We start from the raw sequence: 23351 nt of genomic DNA on the forward strand, positions 1-23351 counted from the left end.
AGCAAGGCCCGCCGTTCAAGCCTGGCCGCAGACTCGGCGCATCCCGCACAAAGCCGGTCCGCAGCGCCTGCACACAGCCCGACCCGTCCCTGCCACGGCACGCCCAGCCCCAGCCACCGAACCCACCGAACATCCAGCGGGCAAACGAAAGCGGGGCGGAGGAAACCCTCCGCCCCGCCCCGCAGAACAAAACCTCAGTGAGCCTCGCCCAGGTACGCGTCGCGCACCTGAGGGTCGACCAGGAGCGAACGCCCCGGACCGTCCAAAGTGGTCTTGCCGAGGTCGATCACGTACCCGTGGTCCGACAACGCCAGCGCCGCCAGGGCGTTCTGCTCCACCAGAAGGATGGTGGTGCCCAGCGACTGCAGCTCCTTGATGGTGTCGAAGATCTTCTGCGTCATGATCGGCGAGAGACCCATCGAGGGCTCGTCGAGCATCAGCAGGCGGGGCTTCGACATCATCGCGCGGCCGATGGCGAGCATCTGCTGCTCACCACCGGAGAAGAGACCGGCCTTGTTGTGCCGCCGCTCCCCCAGCACGGGGAAGAGGTCGTACACGCGCTGGATGTCGGCCTCGACCCCGTCGTCCTTGCGGACGTAGGCGCCGAGCTGCAGGTTCTCCTCCACGGTCATCCGCGGGAAGAGCCGGCGGCCCTCGGGGCAGTGCGCGATGCCCTCACCGAGGATCGCGTGCGCCGGGTCGTTGTGGATTTCCTTGCCCTGGAACTTGATCGAACCGGACGTCGGCCGCAACAGACCCGAGATGGTGCGCAGGGTCGTGGTCTTGCCCGCACCGTTGGAGCCGATCAGCGACACGATCTGGCCGGCCTCGACGGTGAACGAGATGTCGCGGACGGCCTCGATGGCGCCGTAGGCGACCGAGAGGTTGCGGACTTCGAGCAGCGCGGTCATGCCTGCTCCTCCTCAGCAGAAGCAGCGGCGGCCTCGATCTCGTGCTCGACTTCCTCCGGCGGCTTGCCGAGGTAGGCCTCGACGACCCGCGGGTCCGCCCGCACGACCTCGGGGCTGCCCTCGACGAGCAGTTCGCCCTGCACGAGCACGGAGACCGAGTCGCACAGCCCGAAGATGAACTTGATGTCGTGCTCGATGACCACGACGGACACACCCGTCTCGCGGATGCGGAAGATCAGCTGCTGCGTCGCTTCCGTCTCCTGCGGGTTCATACCCGCGGTGGGCTCGTCCAGCAGCAGCACCGCCGGGTCCGTGGCCAACGCGCGCGCGATCTCCAGACGGCGCTGGTCGCCGTACGGGAGGTTGCGCGAGAGCTCGTCGTCCAGGTTGTTCAGGCCGACGAACGCGAGCAGCTCCCGCGACCGCTCGCGAGCCGCCCTCTCGCCGCGCTGGTAGGCGGGGCCGTGGAACAGCGAGGCCAGCGGGCCCTGCTTCATCCGGACGTGGCGGCCGACCATGACGTTCTCCAGCACGGTCATGCTGGGGAACAGGCGGATGTTCTGGAACGTGCGGGCCACGCCCGCGTCCGTCACCTTCGCCGGGTCGCCCGGCAGGACGTTGCCCTTGAGCAACACCTCGCCGGTGGTCGGCGTGTACAGGCCCGTCAGGCAGTTGAAGAACGTGGTCTTCCCCGCGCCGTTCGGGCCGATCAGGCCGACGATCTTGCCTTCTTCGAGCGTGAGTGTGACGCCCTTCAGCGCCTTGAGGCCACCGAAGACCATCGAGACGTCACGCGCTTCCAACACAGGCGTGCTCATGCCTTCTTCGCCTCCACGTGCGCCTCATCGGCGTTCTCATCGGCGCGCTCGATCATCTCAGCGCGCCTGTGCGCATCGGGGATCAGGCCGACCGGCCGGAACCGCATGATCAGGATCAGCGCGAGGCCGAAGATCATGAGGCGGTAGTCCTCGAAGTCGCGGAGCTTCTCGGGCAGCACGAACAGCAGCGCGGCACCGAGAACGGCGCCGGGGATCGAGCCCATGCCGCCGAGGATGACCGCCGCGAGCAGCGTGACCGACTCGAGGAACTTGAACGACTCGTAGGACACGGTGCCGTTCTTGTGCGCGAACACCGCGCCCGCGAGACCCGCGAGCATGGCACCGATGAGGAACGCGAGGATCTTCATCTTGCCGGTGCGGATGCCCATCGCGCGGGCTGCGTCCTCGTCCTCGCGGATCGCGATCCACGCACGGCCGATGCGGCTGAACTTGAGGTTCGCGAACACCGCCATCGTCGCCGCGACGAGCAGCACGATGAGGACGTAGTAGAGGACACCGGCGGGCAGCTTCACCGCGCCGATCGTGAACGACTTGTTGAACTCGGCCCCGAACAACGACAGCGCCGGGATGCCCGGGATGGCGTTGGAACCGTTGGTGAAGCCACCGATGTCGTTCTGCGCGGAGCGGGTGAAGATCTCACCGAACGCCAGCGTCACGATCGCCAGGTAGTCACCGCGGACGCGCAGCGTCGGCGAACCGACGATGGCGCCGAAGATGCCGGCCACGACCGCCGCGATCACGGCGGCGACGGGGAACGGCAGCTCGAAGCCGAAGTACGCGGTGGCGGCACCGGAGAAGTTCGCTGCCACGAGGGCACCGATGCCCATGAACGCCACGTACCCGAGGTCGAGCAGGCCCGCGAGGCCGACGACGATGTTCAGGCCGATCGCGGTGGCGGCGTAGATGCCGATGTTCGCCGCGACCGTCATCCAGTACTCGTTGCCCGCCTCGGTGAACGGCAGCAGCAGCGCGCACGCCGCCAGCACGATCACGCTGAACACGCGGTGCTGCTCGGACAGTGCCGAGATCCAGCGCACGAACCCGACGCCGCTCAGCGCGCCGAGCAGACCGCCGGCGAAACCGAGGAACGACAGGAAGATCGCGCCCGCGTACGGGTTGGCGGAGCCGACGCCACCGGTGGTCAGCATCGCGGCGACGGCGTAGAGCACCGCGCCGAACGACACCACGAGCACCAGGTACGCGACCGGGGTGGAGACCTTGAACTTCCACTCGCCCACCGGCCCGATGCCGATGCCGTATCCGGCCAGGATCACCAGCACACCGGCGACCAGGCCCACGACACCACCGAACGCGCTGGCACCGTCGAGGGCCGTGATGGCACCGAGGCCACCGCCCTTGACCGTGATGTACGCGGCGTTGATGAAGGACACGAGGGTGAGGCCCCAGCCGAGCGCGCGGACGACGCGGCCCTTGGACGGGACCGGCGCGAACGCCGCGACCAGGACGAGGACGCCGAGGACCAGCATGTGCCAGCGGAACCCGGTGACCAGGAACGGCGCGTCGAAGAACTGCAGCGTCGACTTGTCCGGCCAGTTGCCGTCGTTGAGACCGAACGTGACCCACGGCAGCAGTGCCGCGACGATGCCGAGGACGCCGCCGACGGCCGCGAACGGCTTGCCGAGGGGTGCGAGCGCGGAACGCTTCGCAGAAGTGTCGACCGTACTCATGCGCGCACCCTTTCCGGCTCACCGAACAGACCCTGCGGGCGGAAGACGAGCACGAGGATCAGCACGACGAAGATCCACACGTAGTCGTACTGGGTGCCGCCCGGCATGTACTGACCGGCAACGGTCTTGATCAGACCGATGATGAACGCGCCGATGACCGCGCCGCGGATGCTGCCGACGCCGCCCAGGACGGCCGCCGTGAAGGCGAAGATGCCGTTCTGGAAGCCCATGTCGATGTTGATGTTGTTCAGGTACCCGCCGAACATGATGCCGGCGACACCGGCGAGCACCGCGCCGATGATGAACGTCAGCACGATCACGCGGTCGGGGTTGACACCCATGAGCTTCGCGGTGTCGGGGTCCTGAGCGGTCGCGCGCATCGCGCGGCCCATGCGCGAGCGGTTGATGTAGGTCTGCAGGATGATCGCGAGACCCACCGAGAGCACGACGAGCAGGACACCGGTCCAGGAGATGTTGACCGAGCCGATCGTCAGGTTGCCCTCGGGGAAGACCTTCGGGTAAGGCAGGTTGGACTTCGCGTTCGGGTAGAAGACGCGGACGGCCTCCTGCAGGAACACGGACACGCCGAGCGCTGTGATGAGCGGTGCCAGCCGGGGCGCGTTGCGCAGCGGCCGGTAGGCGAACCGTTCCATGATCACGGCGACGACCACCGCCACCACGATGCCGCCGACGAACATGAGCGGCAGGGCCACGGCAGGCGACTTCTTGAGGTCGTCAGGAAGAAGCGTGAACGTGGCGAGGCCTCCGTACGAGGCCACCATGAAAACCTCGCCGTGGGCGAAGTTGATCAGCTGGATGATGCCGTACACCATCGTGTACCCCAGGGCGATCAGGGCGATCAACGCACCCTGAATGACCCCGTTGGCCAGCTGTTGGAGCAGGACTGACACGACTACCTCCGTAGACGGCGGGGGCGAGCAAACAACGCCCGCCCCCGCCGTGGCTCAATCAGTTGTTCGGTAGTCGTCAGCCGGTGAAGGTGCCGGTCTGAACGTCCTTCCACTTGCCAGAGGTGACCGAGTAGACCGTGAGCACCTTGTTCGTGCTGTCGCCGTACTGGTCGAACTTGACCTCACCGGTCGCGCCGGAGCCGGTGTAGCCACCGACGTTGGTCAGCATGGCGTCACGCTTCGAGTCGTCCCACGCGGAGCCGCCCTCGAGGGTCTTGGCGAGACCACCGATGATCGCGTTCGCGGCGTCGTAGGAGAACGCACCGTAGGCGGCGTAGTCCTCCTTGCCGAACTTCGCCTTGTACGCGTCGACGAAGGCCTTGGCCGTGGCCAGGGACTCGGTCGGGGCACCGACGGAGGTGGCGAGGTCGCCCTCCTTGCCGCCGAGCTCGATGTACTTGCCGTCGAAGATGCCGTCGCCGCCCATCAGCGGAACGTCGAGACCGGCGTCCTTCATCTGCTTGGACAGCGGGCCGGCGACCGGGTACTCACCGCCGTAGTAGACGGCCTCCGGGCCGAGGGCCTTGATCTTGGCGATGACGCCGGAGAAGTCGGTGTCCTTCTCGCCGACCTTCTCGGAGCCGACGATCGTGCCACCCTTCTTGGTGACCTGCTTCGACAGCTCGGCGGCCAGGCCCTCACCGTAGGTCTTGCCGTCGGTGATGATGGCGATCTTCTTCTTGCCGGCCTTCTCGACGAGGTAGTTGGCCGCGTACGGGCCCTGCAGGTCGTCGGTGGTGCAGACGCGGAAGTAGTTGTCGAACTGACGCTTCGGGGCCGTCAGGAAGTCATTGCCCCTGGTCAGCGACGGGTTCGTGTTCGCGGGCGACACCTGGGGGATCTTCTTGTCCCGCAGGATCGGCTGCACCGTCTGGGCGACCGACGAGTTCAGCGTGCCGACGACACCCACGACGTTCGGGTCGGTCGACAGCTTCGTGGCGGCCTGGGCACCCTTGGCGGGGTTGGCCTCGTCGTCCTGGGCGGACACGGTCAGCTTGAAGCCCGGAACCGTGCACTTCTTGTTCGCCTCGTCCACGGCGAGCTCGGCGGACTGCTTGATGCCGACGCCGAGAGCGGACAGGTTCCCGGACAACGGGGCGACAACACCGACGGTCAGAGTGCCCTTCGACGTGTCGCAGCTGCCCCCGGTGTTGCCGCCGCCCTCGGTCTTGTTCGAGCCACAGGCTGCAAGAACAAGCAGCGAGGCGCCGACAATCGCTGCGGACTTCACTGAGTGCTTACGCACGTGATGTCCCTCCTCTATCCCTTGCTCCCGGCCACGCGAGATCTCCGCGCGCCGCTCCATCACCCTCTCCTGAGGGATGGCCGGAACCTAGGCGATGACTGTGACCGCAGTCATCAAAGCCAATGGGCTCGTGACCATAACGCAACGCGGCGTTATGTTTGACTTAAGCAATTTCACAGACCGTAACCTTCGTTCACTCTTTGGACGGCTGCCATAACGTGGACGTATGACTCCGCGTCGCCGAGTGATCACCACAGTTGGTGCCGTCGCGGTCCTCGTCGCGGCGGTGCTGGTTCTGCGTGCCACCGATGATGCCTCCCAGAAGCCCAGTTCAGAGGCCGTTCGCCTAACTAAGTACACGGCGGATTTCGTCAAGTTCCCGTCTCAACCGGCCAGGCCGGAGCCGCCGTCCTCCGTATGGAGCAGCGACGGCCGAGTCCAATGGGCTCCCGTGCCCGGCGCGGCCGGCTACGAGGTCTTCGGAAAGCTGGTCGCGTCGCCGGAGGTCACGGGCTCCGGGCGGCCGGACGTGCGGGCGGTGGACGCCTTCGGCCAGCGATCTTCACCGGCCAGGGCCGAGGAACGCCCGAGCGACGACAGCTGGCGGCGGAAGGTCGACGGCTGGCTGGACGACTTCGACGACACGTACCTGGACCGCCGCTACCACCTGAGCGGCCGGCGCGGGTGCGTGAACCCCTTTTCGGGCTCCGGCGGCCGTCTGGTGATCGACATGCCGTGTGGAAACGACACGGCCGTGCTGCGCGCACGGACGCTGCTGCAGCTCAACGAGTCGAGCGAACTGGGCAGGGTGGCCGTGGTGACCGATGCGGCCGGGCCGCGCGGAAAGCTCGTGCTCGACCTGGTCCCCGGAACGCCCGATCGCCTCGGACCCATACCTCCGGCTGATGCGATCCGCGTGGTGGTGGACGACTCCGTGGCCCCCGGAACGCGCGGCGCGGGTGTTCTGCATCGATTCGAAGCGGTGCTGACAGATAACGATGTGCGCGTTATGCAAGATGGCGCCCAGATCGCCACGTTGCCGGTGGTGCCGAAGTGGCGCGAGGCGAGCGTGCTGATCAGCGTGACCCCGCCGCCCAGCTATCCCGGACGCGTCGAGATCGACGCCGTGGGCATCACCGGCGGCCTTCAGTCCGTGGACGAGGTGGTCGAGACGCTGATCGTGGCGGGGACGCTGCGCGTGCTCGAACCCGAGGAGGAGGCACCGAACATCGGCACGGCGCGCGCACCGTTGCGTGCGGCGTCGTCAGCGCGGTTGCGGACGACGGTGCGGCTCGGCGACGGCGGCGACCCGAACGGCATGGTCGCGCAGCTCGGAACCGCCAGAGTGCCGATGCGGCCGACGGTGAGCGGCTGGTCCGCGGCGGAGGACAGCGAGTTGACGCTGGTCGGGGACGTGCCGGCCGAGCTGCTCGGCGCGGACGGGCCGGACGCGCTGACGCCGTTCGTGCTGCGGATGCCCGGCGCGTCGCAGGCCCAGGTGGTGGAGAGCTACCTGGAGGTGCCGGGGCAGTCGACGGTGAAGCTGGAGAACGCTCCGGGCGAGCCACCGCCCGTTTTGCCCGTCATGACCGCTGAGTTCACCGCTAAGGGCCCGAACGACGCCACGCTGGTGATCACCCTCGACGCGGCCCACGCACGGTCAGTGGCGCCGATAGCGGGCTTCGAGGTGTACGTGGACGGCTCGCACGCGGCGACCGTGCCGATGCCCGGCGGCGTGGGTGGCCGGCACGAGCTGCTGATCTCGCTGAAAGGCAGCCACAACGTCGAAGTCCGCCTGCGCCCCGAGGATCCGGGGCGGCAGACGGACTCCGTGTGGCTCGAACTCAGCCGAAGTTCTCGATGACGGCCTCTGCGACGGCCTTCATCGTCGTGCGGCGGTCCATGGCGGTGCGCTGCACCCACCTGAACGCCTCCGGCTCGCTCAGACCCTGCTTGGTCATGAGAATGCCCTTGGCCCGCTCCACGACCTTGCGGGTCTCCAGGCGCTCGGTGAGCCCGGCGACCTCCTGCTCCAGCGCGGCCAGTTCGCTGAACCGGCTCATCGCCAGCTCGATCGCGGGCACGAGGTCCCGCTTGGCGAACGGCTTGACCAGGTAGGCCATCGCACCCGCGTCGCGGGCGCGCTCGACCAGGTCGCGCTGGCTGAACGCGGTGAGGATCACGACCGGCGCGATCCTGTTGCCCGCGATGTGCTGCGCCGCCTCGATCCCGTCGACCTTGGGCATCTTGACGTCCAGGATCACCAGATCGGGATTGAGCTCGGTCGCGAGCTTGATGGCCTCTTCACCATCTGCGGCCTCGCCCGCCACGTCGTAGCCTTCTTCGCGCAGCATCTCCACGAGGTCGAGACGGATCAACGCCTCGTCTTCGGCGACGAGTACGCGAGGGGCCTTGCGCGTGGCTTCGGCTTGGGCCTCGGCAGCCTGCTGGGTCACCGGGGTCCTCCTGACGATCGTTCCTGCGGGCGAAAGCGCAGTCTACCGGCGGTCAGGCCGCTGATCAGGGTCACCAGCCGTGACGGCAGACACGAACTCCTCAGGCCACGGATAGGTCCGCATGCCCTCCTCGACGTCCTGGGCGGGCGTGTCGAGGCGGCGCACCGCGATCTCGCGGGTGGTCCCGAAGTCCGGGTGACCGAGCTTCTGCCTGATCTCGTCCTCGGCCGGCCCACCGGCCCACTCGACGAACCAGGCCCCGCCCATGGGGAGTGCTCGCAACCAGCTCGCGTCATGCCACAGGTGTACCCGGCGCAGGAGAGCGCTCCCAGTGGCCGCTTCCGCGACTTCCTCGTCGTTGCCGCCGCCGTCGACGTACTCGACGCCGCGGTGCTCGTGCATCCAGCGCACGTAGCGCATGCCGAGCGCCCACGCCTGGTCGTCGACCCCGGCCAGCACGACACCGGCGTCTCCGGTGGTCAGCTCGGCCGACCGCCGGTACTGCCGGTGCCCGAGACCGGCGACGCCCATGCCGAAACCGCCCTCGGTGCGCGGCAGCAGTTCGAACAGCAGCGGGCCGAGTGCCCTGTCGCTCAGGTGCAGCCTCAGGGTCTCCCCCGGTTCCACGGTCCGGAACGCGTGGGCGGGCCTGATGATGCTCGCGGGCGGCATCAGCTGGAGCATGCTCGCGGCGGCACAGCCCGCGAGCAGGACCTTGGCCTCGAGCTGACGCTGGGCCTCGGTGGTGGCGTCGGGCAGACCTGAATCGCCGTCGCGGACGGCCGGGACCGCCTGGGACAGGTTCTCGCCCGTGTAGGTGCGCCGCAGATCGGCGAGCTGGTCCGTGGTGGACAGACGTGCCATGACAGCAGTCCTCGTTTCCGCCGCCCGGCTCGGCCGACAAGGACGCATGTGTCACGCGTCTACGCGGTCAGTTCGCTTCGCTGAGCAGGAGTTGCTGAACACTGCGGCGGAGAGTGCCGCTCACTGCCGGGGAGCGGCTCCAGCCTCACGTCTGCTCGGACGCCATCCACCACGTTACCGGACCAGAGCACCCTGTTTTCCGCGTTAGTCGGCGCCCACGATCAGCTTGTACTTCACGTCGACCTCCTTGCCGTCCGCCGACCCGCGGATCACGAGCTCGTGCTCGCCCGACGCGGGTGCGGGGATCCAGGCGTAGAGGCCGCAGCCGACCGAGTTGACCCGGCCCGCGTCGGTCCCGTACGGGTTGCCCGCGCGCGCTTCGTAGGTGAACGGCGTGGCGGACACCTTCGTGAGCGTCTGCGTGGAGCCGTCCAGCAGCACCTCGCCCTGCGCGCGCTTCATGAACGTCTCGCAGGAGGCGACGTCGCTCGAGAGGTTCACGACGGGCGCGAGCAACGGCTTGGAGGCCGGGACGCGGCACTGCCGCTCGACAGGACCCTCGCCGAGCGACCCGGCGAGCAGCCAGACCTCGACGGGCTGGTCGCGCATGCAGTAGCGGCCGGAGGTGTCCGACACGGGATTGGTGTTCGCGGGCTGGGAGGCCCACGTCCACCAGCGCGCCTGGAAATCAGCCGGCGCCAGCTTGTCCGAAGTGGACGATTGAGATGTGGGGGGTTGTGCCGCCATTTGCGCGTTTCCGCCGCAACCGGCGAGCAGAACAACCAAGAACAGCAGGACAATCCTCACTGGTTCTCGCGTCCCTTGCGTCGTTGTTCCTCCGCGCGCTCACGGCAGCGGCGCAGGAACTCCTGATCGTCGTCAGAATCGGTGGCCGCGAACCGTCCCGGCCGGTCGTACTCGGGATAAGCAGGAGCACCGCGTTCGTACGCCCCGAATCGCGCATGTCCGGTCCCCACCACCGGACGGCCCGCGAGGAGCCACGCGATCGAGCCCACCAACGGGAACAGCAGGACCAGGAGAAGCCACATCATCTTCGGCAGGTTGCGAACCGAGCCCTCGTCGGTCGTGATCACGTCCACGACGGCGAAGATCGTCAGTCCTAGCATCAGCACTCCGAACAGCCCACCGAAGTACAGCATCTCCACCCCCAGGTCGTGCGGTCGCCGCACATGGTGGCACAAAGGGCCACCCCCTGAACACAGTTCACATGTCAATCATCTCCGGGCCAATTCACGAAGCCGTGAATCCGCCGAAACAAAGCCACACGGAGACCGGAAATGCCGCCGCCCGGCGCGGGGTCCGTACCAGACCGAACCTCGGGCGCAGCACCTCCCGCTCGGCCGTCAGGTCCACCGCCGCTGTCGGCCGACCCGCGCAACCAATTCCTCCCGCGAGACGAAAAGAGGTAACGGACGGGTCGAATTCGACGCGGCGCCACACCGGCCCGAATTGCGTTTCGCCGGATTCGAACTCGGTTTCGCGGACCGGAACGTTCACACCGTCCCAGTTGGACTGGACGCTGTGACGGAACCCGAGTCCGAGCCGTCCGGCGCCTGACGCTGAGCACCAGACCTGCTGCGCACCCGTTGCCCGTGCCGTAAGCGGGCCTTAGCGTCGGGCGCATGCCCAAGGGTGCCGAGAGCTTGCTGGAAGTACTGGCCGCGCACGACGTCGAGGTGGTGTTCGGGCTTCCCGGGGTGCACAACCTCGCCATCTGGGAGGCGCTGGCGAAGCGTCCCGGCATCCGCATGATCGGCGTGCGCCACGAACAGACAGCGGTCTACGCGGCAGACGGCTACGCACGCACCACGGGCAAGCTCGGCGTCGCGATCGTGACCACCGGCCCCGGCGCGGCGAACACCCTGGGCGCCACCGGCGAGGCGTGGGCGTCCGGCAGCCCGGTGCTCGTGATCGCCACGGACATCCCGTCGACGTTGCGGCAACCCGGTGTCTACCGCGGCGTGCTGCACGAGACCCGTGACCAGAAGTCCATGTTCACCGCGGTCACCAAGGCGACGTTCGACGTGCCGTCCGCTGTGGAGGTGGGCTCCTACACGGACAAGGCTGTCCAGCAGGCCCTCCAAGGCCCGCACGGCCCGGTTTATCTGGGCGTCCCAACGGACTTCCTGTCCGACGAGGTCCCGCACCACACCGCCACGAAGGTCGCGCCCACCCACACGGTCGCCGACCTCTCCGAGGCCGAGCAGCTCATCGCCGGTTCCGAGCGACCCCTGATCTGGGCGGGCGGCGGCGCGGCACGGTCCGGCGCAGGCCCCGCGATCAGCGCGTTGGCCGCCAAACTGCAGGCGCCGATCATCACGACGTACGGCGCACGCGGCCTGACGGACAGCCCTCACGTCGTGCGTGGCCCAGTGCACGCACCGCCCGTGGGCAAGTTGTGGGACGACGCCGACCTCGTGATCGCGATCGGCACCGACTTCGACGGCATGATGACGCAGAACTGGCTGCAGCCCAGACCTCGCACGCTGCTGGCCATCAACATCGACAAGGCGGAGGCGAGCAAGAACTACCCGGCGGACGTCACGCTCGAAGGCGACGCGGCCACCATCACCACCGCACTCGCGGCCGAGGTGACCGCCAAGCCGGCCTCCGTCGACGTGGCCGCGGTCAACGCCGAGGTGCGCGCACTGGCAGAAGCCGACTCCCCCGAAGCCGTGCAACTGTTGCGGGCGTTGGAAGGCACGGACGCCACGATCGTCGCCGACATGTGCATCCCCGGCTACTGGATCGGCGGCTTCCACCACGTCACGAAACCCCGCGGCCTCGCCTACCCGGTCGGCTGGGGCACGCTCGGCTTCGGCTTCCCCGCGGCCATCGGCGCGGCCGTGGAGAACCGCACGATCGCGGTGGTCGGCGACGGCGGCTTCCTCTTCGCGTGCGGCGACCTGGCCACGCTCAGGCAGGAAGGCCTGCCGCTCACCGTCGTGCTCGTCGACGACGGCGGCTACGGCATGCTCCGCTACGACCAGCAGATCGCGGACCACACCATCAGCGGCGTCGACCTGACCCGCCCGGACTTCGCCAAGCTCGCCGAGAGCTTCGGCATCCCCGCGGTCACCCTCGACGGCTTCACCGGCCTCTCGGACGCGCTGGAGCGGGCATCCGGCCCCACCATGATCGTGGTCGACGCGAGCTTGACGCCGCCCGTCACCACGTCTCCCCGCTGGTACCGGAAAAACGCCACCTGATCAGGTTCTTCCTGGGTACCTTCCCGCCCATGGGACGTGGGCTGGGGATCGTGCTCGCAGTGCAGGCGGTGGTGCTGACCGCGTTGTCGGGCCGCTACGGCTTCCACCGCGACGAGCTCTACTTCATCGCGGCGGGCAAGCGCCCGGACTGGGGCTACGTGGACCAGCCCCCGATCACCCCGATCCTCGCCCGCCTGACGACGGAGGTGTTCGGCGAGACGCCCGTCGGCCTCCGCGTGACCGCCACCCTGCTGGCACTGGCCATCACGGTCGTGGTCGCCCTCATCGCGAAGGAGCTGGGCGGCGGCTCCACGTTCGCGGCCGCCGCCTCGGCGACGTCGACGTTCGTCCTGGCCGTGAGCCACATGCTCTCCACCGCCACCATCGACCTGCTGATCTGGGTGCTCATCGGCTACTTCGCCGTCAGGCTCCTGAAAACCGGCGACGGCCGCTGGTGGCTCGCCCTGGGCGCGACCGCCGGCGTGGGCCTGGCCAACAAGTGGTTGCTGCTGTTGCTGCTGGCATCCCTGGCGATCGCGCTGCTGGCCGTGGGCCCGCGCACCGTCCTGCGCAGCTGGTGGCTGGCCGCCGGTGTGGCCGTGTGCGCGGTGATCGCCGCTCCGGTCCTGGTGTGGCAGGCGTTGCACGGCTTCCCGTTGCTCACCGTCGCGCGCGGCATCAGCGAGGACGACGGCGCCGAGAACCGCATCATGTTCATCCCGATGCAGATCCTGATGCTGTCACCCTTCCTGGTGCCGGTGTGGCTCGTCGGGTTCCGGAACCTGTGGCGCGACAGGACCTTCCGCTCGATCGCGCTCGCCTACCCGATCCTCTGCGTCCTGTGCCTCGTGACCGGCGGCAAGCCCTACTACGCGGTCCCGCTGCTGCTCGTGCTGATGGCGGCAGGCGCACGCCAGGCCCAGGAATGGTTGTTGCGCCGCAGGGTGATCGGCGGCGTGCTGGTGGCTGTGAGCGTCGTGGTGGCCGTGGTCGGCTCGTTGCCGATCCTGCCGCCCAGCGCACTGGGCCCGGTCGTCGCCATCAATCCCGAACAGGGCGAACAGGTCGGCTGGCGCGAACTGGCCCTCACCGTCCAGGACGCGTGGTTCGAGAACGACCGCCCGATCCTCATCACCCGCAACTACGGCCAGGCGGGGGCGATCGAGGCGTACACCGAGATCCACGTCTGGTCCGGGCACATGTCCTTCTACGACTGGGGACCTCCCCGCTCGACAACAGGAAGGTGCTGCTCGTCGGGTTCGCCGCGCCGCCGTTCAACGACTGCAAGGTCGTCGCCCAGCACCACAACCCCGTGGAGAACGAGGAAGACGGTGTGGAGATAAAGCTGTGCGCGGCACCGACGGAGTCATGGGAGACCTTCTGGCCGAAGCTCCGCCACTACTACTGAGCTGACAGACTCGCCCGGTGACCCGAACATGGCCGGAGAACCTCGCCACCGACGAGGGTGTGCTCGCCTGGGAGTTCCTGGACTTCCTCCGCAAGACCGCGGTGCTGAAGGTCGACGGCCTGACCCGCGAGCAGGCCGCGGCGGCCCCGATCCCGACGTCCCCGAAGCTGACGGCACTGGGCGTGCTCAAGCACCTCGTCGCGGTGGAGCGGTACTGGCTGTGCATCGCGGGCGCGGGCCTCGACCTGCCGTCGTTGTGGAAGGGCAGCCCCGACCCGTCCTGGAACCTCGCCGACGACGACACCCCGGCGGCGCTCATCCAGGCCTACCGCGAGGAATGGGCCAACGCAGAGGCGCTGAAGAAGCTGGCCCCCGACGCGACGGCCGCGGACGGCGAGCGCACCGTGCGGTGGATCCTCGCCCACGTGGCACAGGAGACCGCACGCCACGTGGGGCACCTGGACCTGCTCCGCGAGCTCGCGGACGGCCAGACCGGCGAATGACGCCTACCCCGTCACCGGGTCCCGCCCGGTGACGGCCTTGGCGGCCGCGACCCACCGAGGCGGCGGATCAGCGTGCGGCGACCCCACGCACTGCAGTGCGAACACCGTGACCACGCTGCCGTCGTCGAGCACGAACTCCATGCCGTACGAACCCTGCCGCGCACTTCTCACCGCCGACCGCGGGAACATCCGGCTCGCCCAGGGATTGGTGACGCGGACCCAGCTCTCGTCGACGTCGAGGCGAGAACGGAACGCCGCCCACGCCGCGAGCCCGAGGACCGCGTAGAAGAGCACCGCGACGACCAGGTCCCCCACCGGCATACCGCCGGTCCACTCCGGGTTGAGCAGTTGCGGCTGGAACACGAACGGCAACCCCGCCAGCGGCACCACCACGGCGGCGATGCGGACCCACAGCCGAACGCGCCAGACCTGCCGCTGCACACCGGGCACCTCTGACCGCGAGTCGTCAACAGGCTTCTGCACCACCGGATCCTTGCTCGCCCAGTACCGCAACAGGAGCGGCCCGGCGAACATCACGACGAACACGGTCAGCGACCGTTCCGGCGCCGGCAACGCCTCGTAGGCCAGCACGCAGGCGACCACGAAGGCCGCGAGAACGAGCACCCGCAGCACCGTCATCCTCGGCAGCAACGACCCAGCCCTTCCTGCTCCATCAGACCTCGCCCGGCCACAACGGGACCAGCGGTGCCACCACACCGTCGAGCGCGTTGTCGACGACGGCGCCGGCGAGCGGCATGAGCGTCGCACGGGACCAGACCAGGCGGTCGCGCAGGGACCGGTGGGCGAGCGCCGCGGCGGCCTGTTCGATCACCTCCCTGCGTTCGTGGTGCAGGCAGCGGAGCAGACCGTCGGAGGCACCGCCGATCGGCACACCCGACTTCGCGAGACGGCGGATCGCGGCCGCCGCCTGGGCCCTGACCCACCACCTCTGGTCACGCAGGCAGCCGACGACCGGTGGCAGCGCGGCCGGGTCGGCGGTGTCGCCGAGGGCCATGACCGCGATCTGGCGCCGGGTGGCGAACCAGCTCGTCGCGTCCGGCGTGATGCGTTCCACCGGCTTGGCGTTGCGCAGCCTCGTGATGCCGTAGAGCCAGGCCCACGGGCTGCGGTAGACCTCGTGGCCGAGCCACTTGCGGACCGGTCCGTCGGTCTCGGCGTAGAAGTGCCGCAGCGCATAGTGCGGATCGCGGTGCGGATCACGCTCCGCGAGCACCCGGCAGAGCAGCGGACGCACCGGGCCCGCCTCGTCCAGGTTGCCGAGGATCACGTCCTCGAGGCCCCGCTCCGTGCTGTCGATCAGATGTCGGGCGTGCGCACTCAGATCCGGCGAGTTCCAACCCCGGATCCCAGCCAGCGCCCCATCGCCGCTGAGTTCCCCCATTTCTCCATCATGGCTGATTCATGTAGCCGCCCACGGTGTTTTGGCAGACCTCCCGAAGGGCGGTCACGGCGTCGCGCAACAGCGGGTTGGTGTTCGCGGTGCGGTGGACCACGTGCACGTGCCTGCGCAAAGGCTTGTGGCGCAACGGCATCGCGTACGTGCCCGCCAGCTCCTTGTACCCGAGCGCGGGCACGAGTGCGACACCGACGCCGGCCGCCACGAGCGACTGCACGACCTCGTAGTCGTTGCTTCGGAAAGCGATCTTGGGGGCGAACCCCGCCGCCGCGCACAACCGCGTGAGACAGGTCGCGCCGGAGGTCCCGTCGCGAGAGGCGATCCAGCGCTCGTCCCGGAGATCCTCGAGCCTGACGTTGTTCTTCGCGGCCGGATGCCCGCTCGACACCATCACCAGCAGCGACTCGTCCAGCAACGGCACCACGGTCAGCTCCTCGGGCCACGTGCGCGGCACGAGGTCGTACGCGTAGACCAGCGCGAGGTCGAGCTCGCCGGTGAGCACGAGCGGCAGCACGTCGTCCGGCTCCGCCTCGTCGAGACGGAACTCGGCACCCGGCAGCTCCGCCTGCAGCCGCGCGAGCACCTTCGGCATGATCCGCGAGCTCGCCGTGGGGAACGTGCCGATCCGCAGCCGCCCGCGCAGGCCCTGCACCATCGCCTTCACCTCGTGCTCGAACCCGTCGAACGCGGCGAGCAGCTCGCCACCGCGGTCGGCGATCAGCAGAGCGGCGCTGGCCGGCCTGATCGAGTGCGCCTCGCGTTCGAAGAGCGTCACGCCGACCGCCCGCTCGAACGCCGAGATCTGCTGCGACACGGCCGACGACGTGTAGCCGAGACGACGGGCGGCCTCGGCGAAGGAACCCGTCTTCACGACCTCGACGAGCGTGCGGAGATGAACCGGGTTGAGCACCAGACGAGCTTATGCTCAACCTCGCGAGGTTTCATTCTGCGACACCTGGCGCATCCGCCGTGCACCTACCAGGGTGGATGCATGCCCTACATCTCCACGAACCCGTCGAACACCTCCGACGTGGTCGCCGAGATCGAGCTCGGGACCAGCCAGACCTTCGTCGGCGCCGCCCAGCGGGCCAAAGCCGCACAACGCGCGTGGGCGCGCGTGCCCGCCCCCGTGCGCGGCCAGGTCATCGGCAACATCGGCCGCCTCGTCGAGGCGAACTTCGAGCCCCTCGCCCAGCTCGTGACCCGCGAGATCGGCAAGCCGATCGCGGAGGCCCGCGGCGAGGTCCAGGAGATCGTCGACACCGCCAACTTCTTCGTCGGCGAAGGCAGGCGCCTCTACGGGCAGACGGTGCCCTCGGAGATGCCAGACAAGCAGCTCTTCACCTTCCGCAACCCGGTCGGCGTCGCGGCGATCATCACCGCCGGCAACTTCCCGGTCGCCGTGCCGTCCTGGTACATCATCCCGGCGCTGCTGTGCGGCAACTCGGTCGTGTGGAAGCCCGCCGAGTACTCCGCCGCCTCGGCCCAGGCCTTCTACGACGTGTTCCAGGCCGCCGGCATTCCGGCCGGCGTGTTCGAGATCGTCTTCGCCGAGGGCTCGGAGACGTTCGACGGACTGGAGCAGTCGCTGCGGCAGGGACTCGTCGACAAGGTCGGTTTCACCGGGTCCAGCGAGGTCGGTGTGCGCATCGGCGAGCTGTGCGGACGCCACCTCCAGACACCGTGCCTGGAACTGGGCGGCAAGAACCCGATGGTCGTCACCGAGGACGCGGACCTCGACCTGGCCGTGCAGGGCGCGCTGTTCGCCGGCTTCGGTTCCGCGGGTCAGCGCTGCACCTCGCTCGGCACGGCGATCGTGCACGAGTCCGTGTACGACGAGTTCCTGACCCGGTTCGTCGAGGCCGTCTCCGGCGCCGCCGTGGGCGACCCGGCCGGTGATGTCCTCTATGGACCGTTGCTGGACGAGAAGTTCGCACTGGCGTACGAGAAGTACCTCGGCTGGATCGGCGAGCACCACACGGTGCACGGCCCGACCGGCCGCATCTCGGCTGCCAGCCCCCGCAACGGTTTCACTGGCGAGAACGGCTTCTTCTACCACCCCGCAATCGTTTCCGGTGTGCGCGACGACGACGAACTGTTCCTCCAGGAGACGTTCGGGCCGCTCGTCGGCGTCATGAAGTACTCGGACCTGGACGAGGCGATCGAGCTCGGCAACAAGCCGGGCTACGGCCTCTCGTGCTCGATCTACACCACGGACCCGAACAAGGCCTTCCGGTTCCGCGCCGGCATCTCCGCCGGAATGGTGAGCGTCAACAACTCGACGTCCGGGGCCGAGGCGCACCTGCCTTTCGGCGGCAACGGCAAGAGCGGCAACGGCTCCCGGCAGTCGGGCGTGTGGGTGCTCGATCAGTTCACCCGCTGGCAGTCCATGAACTGGGACTACTCAGGGAAGCTGCAGAAGGCGCAGATGGACACTCTCGCGATCGAGGCGAACCTTGACTTCCGTCTCACCTGAGCTGCCCGCTCAGGCAGAGGTCGTCGTCATCGGCGGCGGGGTGATGGGCACATCCATCGCTTTTCACCTCGCCGAGGCAGGAGTCCGTGATGTGGTGCTCGTGGAGCGGGATGACCTGGGGTCCGGCTCCACCTGCAAGGCAGCGGGTGGAGTGCGCGCCCAGTTCTCCGACGAACTGAACATCAGGCTCGGAGCTCGATCCATCGAACTGTTCCAGCGCTTTCCGCAGCGCCCCGGGCAGGAGATCGACCTGCACCAGGTCGGCTATCTGTTCCTCCTCTCTTCCGACGACGACGTGACGGCGTTCGAGCGCAACGTCGACCTGCAGAACTCCCTCGGCGTGCACAGTCGAATGCTGACTGTCGAGGAAGCCCGGCGAATGTCGCCGCTGATCGAGACGGACGGTCTGCTCGCGGCGACCTTCTCCCCGGACGATGGACACTGCACGCCTGAGTCCGTCGTCCTCGGTTATGCCACCGCGGCCCGCCGATTCGGTGCCCGTCTGCACACCAGAACCACCGTGAGATCGATCGTACGAACGGGGTCTGACACTTTTCGCGTGGAAACCGGCCGAGGCGCGGTTTCGACGCCGAACCTGGTCTGCGCGGCCGGGGCCTGGTCGCGGGAGATCGGCGCGATGGTGGGCGTTGACCTGCCGGTTTCCCCGTTGCGACGGCAGATCATGTTCACCGAGGCCATGCCGGAACTACACGACCGGGTGACACCGTTCACGATCGACTTCGGCAGCACCTTCTACTTCCACCGCGAGGGCCAGGGGCTGCTGTTCGGCATGTCCGACCCCGACGAGACACCGGGGTTCAAGCTGGACATGTCCGACGCGTGGCTGCCCAGGCTCACCGAGGCGATCGGGAGACGAGCGCCGAGGCTGCTGGACGTGGGCGTGCGCGACGGGTGGGCCGGGCTGTACGAGGTGACGCCCGACCACAACGCGCTGATCGGCTCCGCGGGCCGCTTCTTCTACGCCACGGGCTTTTCCGGGCACGGGTTCCTGCAGGGCCCCGCCGTCGGCGAGGTCGTGCGGGACCTCGTGCTCGGCCGCGAGCCCTTCGTCGACGTGTCCAGTTTGGACGCTTCCAGGTTCGCCGCCGACCAGGCACGGCCGGAACTCAACTGCGTGTGAGGAATGTGATGGACGTTCTCGAGCTCATGGACGAGTGGGGGCCGGAGAAGGTCGTCTGCGTGTCCGACCGGCGCACCGGCATGAAAGGTGTGCTGGTCATCGACAACACCGCGCGCGGCATGGGCAAGGGCGGCACGCGGATGACCCCGCACGTGACGGTCGCGGAGATCGCTCGTCTCGCGCGCGTGATGACGTGGAAGTGGGCCGGGGTCGACCTGTTCTTCGGCGGCGCGAAGGCGGGGATCGTGTTCGATCCCGCTTCCCCTGACAAGGAAGCGGCGCTGCGGGCGTTCGCGCGCAAGCTCTCCAACGAGGTGCCGCGCGAGTACGTGCTCGGGCTCGACATGGGTCTCACCGAACGGGACGCCGCGATCGTCCAGGACGAACTGTCGGACCGCGGCGCTATGATGGGCGCACCGGCTCAACTCGGCGGTCTTCCGTACGACGAGCTGGGCGTCACCGGGTACGGCGTGGCCGAGGTGGCGGACGAACTGATGGACCTGCGCGGCAAACGCGTGGCTGTACAAGGTTTCGGCGCGGTCGGCGCCGCGGCGGCTCGGCGATTCGCCGAACTCGGCGCTGTCGTCGTCGCCGTGTCCTCGGTGCACGGTGCGCTGGTGGACGCCGGCGGCCTGGACGTCACCCGACTGCTGAAGCTGCGCGGCGAGTTCGGTGATCGCGCGGTCTCGGAGTACGGCGACGTCCGCACGCTCGGTGCCGAACTCCGGGTGCCGTGCGACGTGCTGGTGCCGGCCGCTCTGCAGGACGTGATCGACGCGGACCTCGCAGGCGAGCTCGACACCACGCTGGTGGTGGAGGGTGCGAACCTGCCGACCTCCGTTGCGGCGCAGGAGGTTCTCGCGCGGCGTGGGATCACGGTCGTGCCGGACTTCATCGCGAACGCCGGCGGCGTGGTCGCGGCGGCGTTCGCGATGGACGCGCGGTACTCGCCGTTCCCGGTGAATCCCGCGACGGTGCTGGAGGCCGTGTCCTCGAAGCTGAGGGCGAACGCGGCGAACATCATCGTCGAGGCGCGAAGCCGTGGCACCACAACACATGTGGCGGCACGGGAGCTGGCGCAGGAACGGGTGCTGGCCGCGATGAAGCTGCGGGGGCGGGTCGCATGAGGCCGCTCGAACGTGCGGCGGCCGCGCGGCTCGGCCATGTCGTTGCGGAGGCGCGCGGGATGACTGAGATGTGGCGCGGCGGCACCAGACACGTGCCGGCGCAAAGGCATGCGCTGGTGGCAACGCACTTGACCGAGCAGCGGAGGCGATGCGCATGAGCTCGCTCGAAGGCGTGGTGATCGCGGACTTCAGCCGGGTGCTGGCGGCGCCGTACGCGACGATGATGCTGGGCGACCTCGGTGCCGAGGTCGTCAAGGTCGAGCAGCCGGGCAGGGGGGACGAGACCCGCACGTGGGGTCCGCCGCATTACGAGGACGAGGCGACGTACTTCCTGTCCGTCAACAGGAACAAGACGTCGGTGCAGATCGACCTGTCCACTCAGGCGGGCCGGGAGAAGGCGCGCGAGCTGATTGCCCGGGCGGACGTCGTGGTCGAGAACTTCAAGCCCGGCACGATGAAGAAGTTCGGGCTGGACTACGAGTCGCTGGGGCGTGACGACCTCGTCTACTGCTCGATCTCGGGGTTCGGTTCCGGCAAGGGCGCGGATCTGCCCGGCTACGACCTGCTCGTGCAGGCCGTGGGCGGGTTGATGAGCGTGACCGGGCCCGGGCCGTACGAGCCGGTGAAGACCGGGGTGGCGCTGGTCGACGTGCTGACCGGGTTGCACGCGTGCGTCGGCATCCTGGCGGCGTTGCGGCATCGGGAGGCCACGGGGCTGGGGCAGCTCGTGGAGCTGGACCTGTTGACGGTGCTGTTGTCGAGCATGGTCAACCAGAGCGCGGGTTTCACGCTGGCCGGATCGGTGCCGAAGCCGATGGGCAACCGGCATCCGTCGATCGCGCCGTACGAGGTGTTCCCGACGGTCGACCAGCCGATCGTGCTCGCGGTGGGCAACGACCGGCAGTTCCGCCGGTTGTGTTCGGTGCTGGACGTGCCGGAGCTGGCCACGGACGCGCGGTTCGTCACGAACTCCGATCGGGTGGAGAACGTGGACGAGTTGTTCGAGGCGCTCGCGGCTCGGTTGCGGACGCGGCCGGCGCAGCACTGGTTCGAGACGCTGACGCCGCTGGGTGTTCCGTGTGGACCCGTCAACGATGTCGCGCGGGCGTTCGCGCTGGCGGAGTCGCTCGACCTCAACCCGACCGCGACGATCGACGACATGACGCTCGTCGCGAACCCCATCCGCCTGTCGCGCACGCCGGTGTCCTACCGGCTGCGCCCGCCGAAGCTGGAGCAGTGACGTGCAGGACCCGTTGCAGTTGCTGGACATCCCGTCGTTGCTGAGCGACGAGGAACGCGACATCCAGGCCACCGTCGCGGCGTACCTGGCCGATCACGTGCGGCCGCACGTCGCCTCGTGGTTCGAGGAGGGCATCCTGCCGCGCGAGCTCGCGCAGGAGCTCGGCAAGCTCGGTGTGCTGGGCATGCACCTGGAGGGGTACGGGTGTGCGGGGACGTCGGCGTTGGCGTACGGGCTCGCGTGCCTGGAGCTGGAGGCCGTGGACAGCGGTATTCGCAGCTTCGTGTCCGTGCAGGGTTCGCTGTCGATGTACTCGATCTGGAAGTACGGGTCGGAGGAGCAGAAGCAGGAGTGGCTGCCGCGCCTGGCCGCGGGTGAGGCGATCGGGTGCTTCGGGCTGACCGAGCCCGACTTCGGCTCGAACCCGTCCGGCATGCGCACGCGGGCCGTGCGCGACGGGGCGGACTGGGTGCTCGACGGCACCAAGATGTGGATCACCAACGGTGGTCTCGCGGACGTGGCGACCGTGTGGGCGCGGACCGAGGAAGGAATTCGAGGATTCCTCGTTCCTCGCGGCACGCCGGGATTCTCGACGCGGGACATCAAGCAGAAGCTGTCAATGCGAGCATCCGTCACTTCCGAGTTGGTCCTGGAGGGCGTTCGGCTGCCGGAAAGTGCGCGACTGCCGCTCGCGACTTCCTTGCGCGCGCCGCTCACATGTCTGAACGAGGCGCGGTTCGGGATCGTGTTCGGCGCTGTCGGTGCCGCGCGGGATTCGTTGCAGGCGGCGTTGCGCTACGCCGGCACGCGCATCCAGTTCGACCAGCCGATCGCCGGGTTCCAGCTCACGCAGCGCAAGCTCGCGAGCATGACCGTGCAGGTCAGCAACTCGATGCTGCTTGCGTTGCACCTCGCGAGGCTCAAGGAGGCGGGCACGCTGAAGCCCGAACAGATCAGCGTCGGCAAGTACAACAACGTCGAGTCGGCCATCGCGATCGCGCGGGAAAGCCGGACCATCCTCGGCGCGAACGGCATCTCGCTCGAGTACTCGCCTTTGCGTCACGCCAACAACCTGGAATCCGTACTTACTTACGAGGGCACTTCCGACATCCACCTGCTATCCATCGGCCACGCGTTGACCGGAATCGCCGCATTCCGTTGATCGTTCGCCCTATCCTGCACTCCGCAACGGGGTTCGCGGGTGGGAGGACGCTCTGCCGGAGGAGACAAACAGCCGCAGTGACGCGCGTCGCAACCGCAAGCGATTGCTGGATGCCGCGACGCACGTCCTGCGGGCTGAACCAGCAACGGCGACGATGCAGTCGATCGCGCGCAAGGCGGCGCTTTCGCAAGCGACGGCGTATCGGCACTTCCCGTCCGTGGAAGCGCTCGTGGTGGCTTACCACGAAGACGTAATGGCGTCGTTGGTCGAACACGGCGAACGGTCTCGCAAGACCGGTAAACAACTGTTCGAGCATCAGGTCACGCGCTGGGTGAAGCTGCAGAACGTGCACGGCCCGGTGATAGTGCGGTTCTCGTCGCAGCACGGGATTCTCGAACGCCTGCGCAACACCGAGGAGATGGCGGCGCTCACGTGCAGCGCGTGGGACCAGGCGCTGCGCGGCGTGCTGATCGACCTGGCGCTGCCGGACGCTTTGTTGAACGTGGCACGGTTTCTGCACAACGCGTTGTTCGACCCGCGGGAGATCCTCGACCTGACGAAAACCGCCGGACTACCTGACGAGCAGGTGGTCCGGCGGCTCTCCGACGCGTTCTACGGCGCGCTGCAGGGCTGGGCCTCGAGCTAGTGGTGCGTCCCAGAACGTTGCCGGGT

At 68.3% G+C, this 23351-nt stretch carries 22 protein-coding genes; 10 read left to right on the forward strand and 12 right to left on the reverse strand.

Annotation, left to right across the window (positions count from 1 at the left end):
- Window positions 1–194: 194 nt before the first annotated feature.
- The 5 genes from ACSHWB_RS03760 to ACSHWB_RS03780 form a co-directional block, all read right to left on the reverse strand.
- Window positions 195–911: an ABC transporter ATP-binding protein gene (locus ACSHWB_RS03760; protein ID WP_439660695.1), complete on the reverse strand. Its 717-nt coding sequence runs from the start codon at window positions 909–911 to the stop codon at window positions 195–197.
- Window positions 908–1729 (reverse strand): ABC transporter ATP-binding protein, encoded by an 822-nt coding sequence (locus tag ACSHWB_RS03765; RefSeq protein WP_439660696.1) that lies wholly within the window; start codon window positions 1727–1729, stop codon window positions 908–910. Before ACSHWB_RS03765 ends, ACSHWB_RS03760 begins: the two co-directional genes overlap by 4 nt.
- Complete coding sequence (locus ACSHWB_RS03770; protein WP_439660697.1) at window positions 1726–3438, reverse strand: branched-chain amino acid ABC transporter permease; 1713 nt, start codon at window positions 3436–3438, stop codon at window positions 1726–1728. Before ACSHWB_RS03770 ends, ACSHWB_RS03765 begins: the two co-directional genes overlap by 4 nt.
- Window positions 3435–4349 carry a branched-chain amino acid ABC transporter permease gene (locus ACSHWB_RS03775; protein WP_093596910.1) on the reverse strand — a complete coding sequence of 305 codons (915 nt, stop codon included), beginning with the start codon at window positions 4347–4349 and terminating at the stop codon, window positions 3435–3437. The genes ACSHWB_RS03770 and ACSHWB_RS03775 overlap by 4 nt, the downstream gene beginning before the upstream one ends.
- A 76-nt stretch (window positions 4350–4425) precedes the next feature.
- Entirely contained in the window at window positions 4426–5655 is a 1230-nt protein-coding gene (locus ACSHWB_RS03780; protein WP_439660698.1) for a branched-chain amino acid ABC transporter substrate-binding protein, read from the reverse strand.
- A 451-nt stretch (window positions 5656–6106) separates the two neighbouring features.
- Between ACSHWB_RS03780 and ACSHWB_RS03785 the strand changes: the two genes are divergently transcribed.
- Window positions 6107–7519 carry a hypothetical protein gene (locus ACSHWB_RS03785; RefSeq protein WP_439660699.1) on the forward strand — a complete coding sequence of 471 codons (1413 nt, stop codon included), beginning with the start codon at window positions 6107–6109 and terminating at the stop codon, window positions 7517–7519.
- Here ACSHWB_RS03785 and ACSHWB_RS03790 read toward each other — a convergent pair.
- The 4 genes from ACSHWB_RS03790 to ACSHWB_RS03805 all read right to left on the reverse strand — a co-directional run bounded on the left by ACSHWB_RS03790 (window position 7500) and on the right by ACSHWB_RS03805 (window position 10135).
- Window positions 7500–8111: an ANTAR domain-containing response regulator gene (locus tag ACSHWB_RS03790; protein ID WP_402905211.1), complete on the reverse strand. Its 612-nt coding sequence runs from the start codon at window positions 8109–8111 to the stop codon at window positions 7500–7502. The genes ACSHWB_RS03785 and ACSHWB_RS03790 overlap by 20 nt on opposite strands.
- A gap of 42 nt (window positions 8112–8153) precedes the next feature.
- Window positions 8154–8975, reverse strand: a complete 822-nt coding sequence (locus ACSHWB_RS03795) for a hypothetical protein (protein WP_439660700.1) — start codon at window positions 8973–8975, stop codon at window positions 8154–8156.
- Window positions 8976–9179: 204 nt separating this feature from the next.
- A complete protein-coding gene (locus ACSHWB_RS03800) occupies window positions 9180–9722 on the reverse strand; it encodes a hypothetical protein (protein WP_439660701.1) in 543 nt (180 codons plus the stop codon).
- 56 nt (window positions 9723–9778) lie between these two features.
- On the reverse strand, window positions 9779–10135 hold the full coding sequence (locus ACSHWB_RS03805; protein ID WP_439660702.1) for a PLDc N-terminal domain-containing protein: 357 nt from the start codon (window positions 10133–10135) through the stop codon (window positions 9779–9781).
- A gap of 483 nt (window positions 10136–10618) precedes the next feature.
- On the opposite strand from ACSHWB_RS03805, the gene ACSHWB_RS03810 reads away from it, so the two are divergent.
- The 3 genes from ACSHWB_RS03810 (at window position 10619) to ACSHWB_RS03820 (ending at window position 14116) form a co-directional block, all read left to right on the forward strand.
- On the forward strand, window positions 10619–12205 hold the full coding sequence (locus ACSHWB_RS03810) for a thiamine pyrophosphate-binding protein (RefSeq protein WP_439660703.1): 1587 nt from the start codon (window positions 10619–10621) through the stop codon (window positions 12203–12205).
- Window positions 12206–12234: 29 nt separating this feature from the next.
- Window positions 12235–13548, forward strand: coding sequence for an ArnT family glycosyltransferase (locus ACSHWB_RS03815; protein WP_439660704.1), 1314 nt, complete (start codon window positions 12235–12237; stop codon window positions 13546–13548).
- 82 nt (window positions 13549–13630) lie between these two features.
- Window positions 13631–14116 carry a DinB family protein gene (locus ACSHWB_RS03820; protein WP_439660705.1) on the forward strand — a complete coding sequence of 162 codons (486 nt, stop codon included), beginning with the start codon at window positions 13631–13633 and terminating at the stop codon, window positions 14114–14116.
- 3 nt (window positions 14117–14119) lie between these two features.
- Here the strand turns inward: ACSHWB_RS03820 and ACSHWB_RS03825 are convergent, their stop codons facing one another.
- The 3 genes from ACSHWB_RS03825 to ACSHWB_RS03835 are packed head-to-tail and all read right to left on the reverse strand — an operon-like array spanning window position 14120 to window position 16443.
- Entirely contained in the window at window positions 14120–14755 is a 636-nt protein-coding gene (locus ACSHWB_RS03825; protein ID WP_439660706.1) for a hypothetical protein, read from the reverse strand.
- Window positions 14756–14789: 34 nt separating this feature from the next.
- A complete protein-coding gene (locus ACSHWB_RS03830) occupies window positions 14790–15518 on the reverse strand; it encodes a HEAT repeat domain-containing protein (protein WP_439660707.1) in 729 nt (242 codons plus the stop codon).
- 7 nt (window positions 15519–15525) lie between these two features.
- Window positions 15526–16443: a LysR family transcriptional regulator gene (locus ACSHWB_RS03835; protein ID WP_439660708.1), complete on the reverse strand. Its 918-nt coding sequence runs from the start codon at window positions 16441–16443 to the stop codon at window positions 15526–15528.
- A gap of 81 nt (window positions 16444–16524) precedes the next feature.
- Here ACSHWB_RS03835 and ACSHWB_RS03840 point away from each other — a divergent pair, with 81 nt between their 5' ends.
- The 6 genes from ACSHWB_RS03840 (at window position 16525) to ACSHWB_RS03865 (ending at window position 23325) form a co-directional block, all read left to right on the forward strand.
- Complete coding sequence (locus ACSHWB_RS03840) at window positions 16525–18009, forward strand: aldehyde dehydrogenase family protein (protein WP_439660709.1); 1485 nt, start codon at window positions 16525–16527, stop codon at window positions 18007–18009.
- Window positions 18010–18052: 43 nt separating this feature from the next.
- Window positions 18053–19150 (forward strand): NAD(P)/FAD-dependent oxidoreductase, encoded by a 1098-nt coding sequence (locus tag ACSHWB_RS03845; protein ID WP_439664507.1) that lies wholly within the window; start codon window positions 18053–18055, stop codon window positions 19148–19150.
- 8 nt (window positions 19151–19158) lie between these two features.
- Window positions 19159–20277 (forward strand): Glu/Leu/Phe/Val family dehydrogenase, encoded by a 1119-nt coding sequence (locus tag ACSHWB_RS03850; RefSeq protein ID WP_439660710.1) that lies wholly within the window; start codon window positions 19159–19161, stop codon window positions 20275–20277.
- Window positions 20278–20425: 148 nt separating this feature from the next.
- A complete protein-coding gene (locus ACSHWB_RS03855; protein WP_439660711.1) occupies window positions 20426–21517 on the forward strand; it encodes a CaiB/BaiF CoA transferase family protein in 1092 nt (363 codons plus the stop codon).
- 1 nt (window position 21518) lies between these two features.
- Window positions 21519–22679 carry an acyl-CoA dehydrogenase family protein gene (locus tag ACSHWB_RS03860; protein ID WP_439660712.1) on the forward strand — a complete coding sequence of 387 codons (1161 nt, stop codon included), beginning with the start codon at window positions 21519–21521 and terminating at the stop codon, window positions 22677–22679.
- Between the two features lie 103 nt (window positions 22680–22782).
- Entirely contained in the window at window positions 22783–23325 is a 543-nt protein-coding gene (locus ACSHWB_RS03865) for a TetR/AcrR family transcriptional regulator (protein ID WP_439660713.1), read from the forward strand.
- The last annotated feature ends 26 nt before the right edge of the window (window positions 23326–23351 follow it).

The sequence above is a fragment of the Lentzea sp. HUAS TT2 genome, assembly GCF_051853195.1.
In the GTDB taxonomy this organism is placed as follows: domain Bacteria; phylum Actinomycetota; class Actinomycetes; order Mycobacteriales; family Pseudonocardiaceae; genus Lentzea.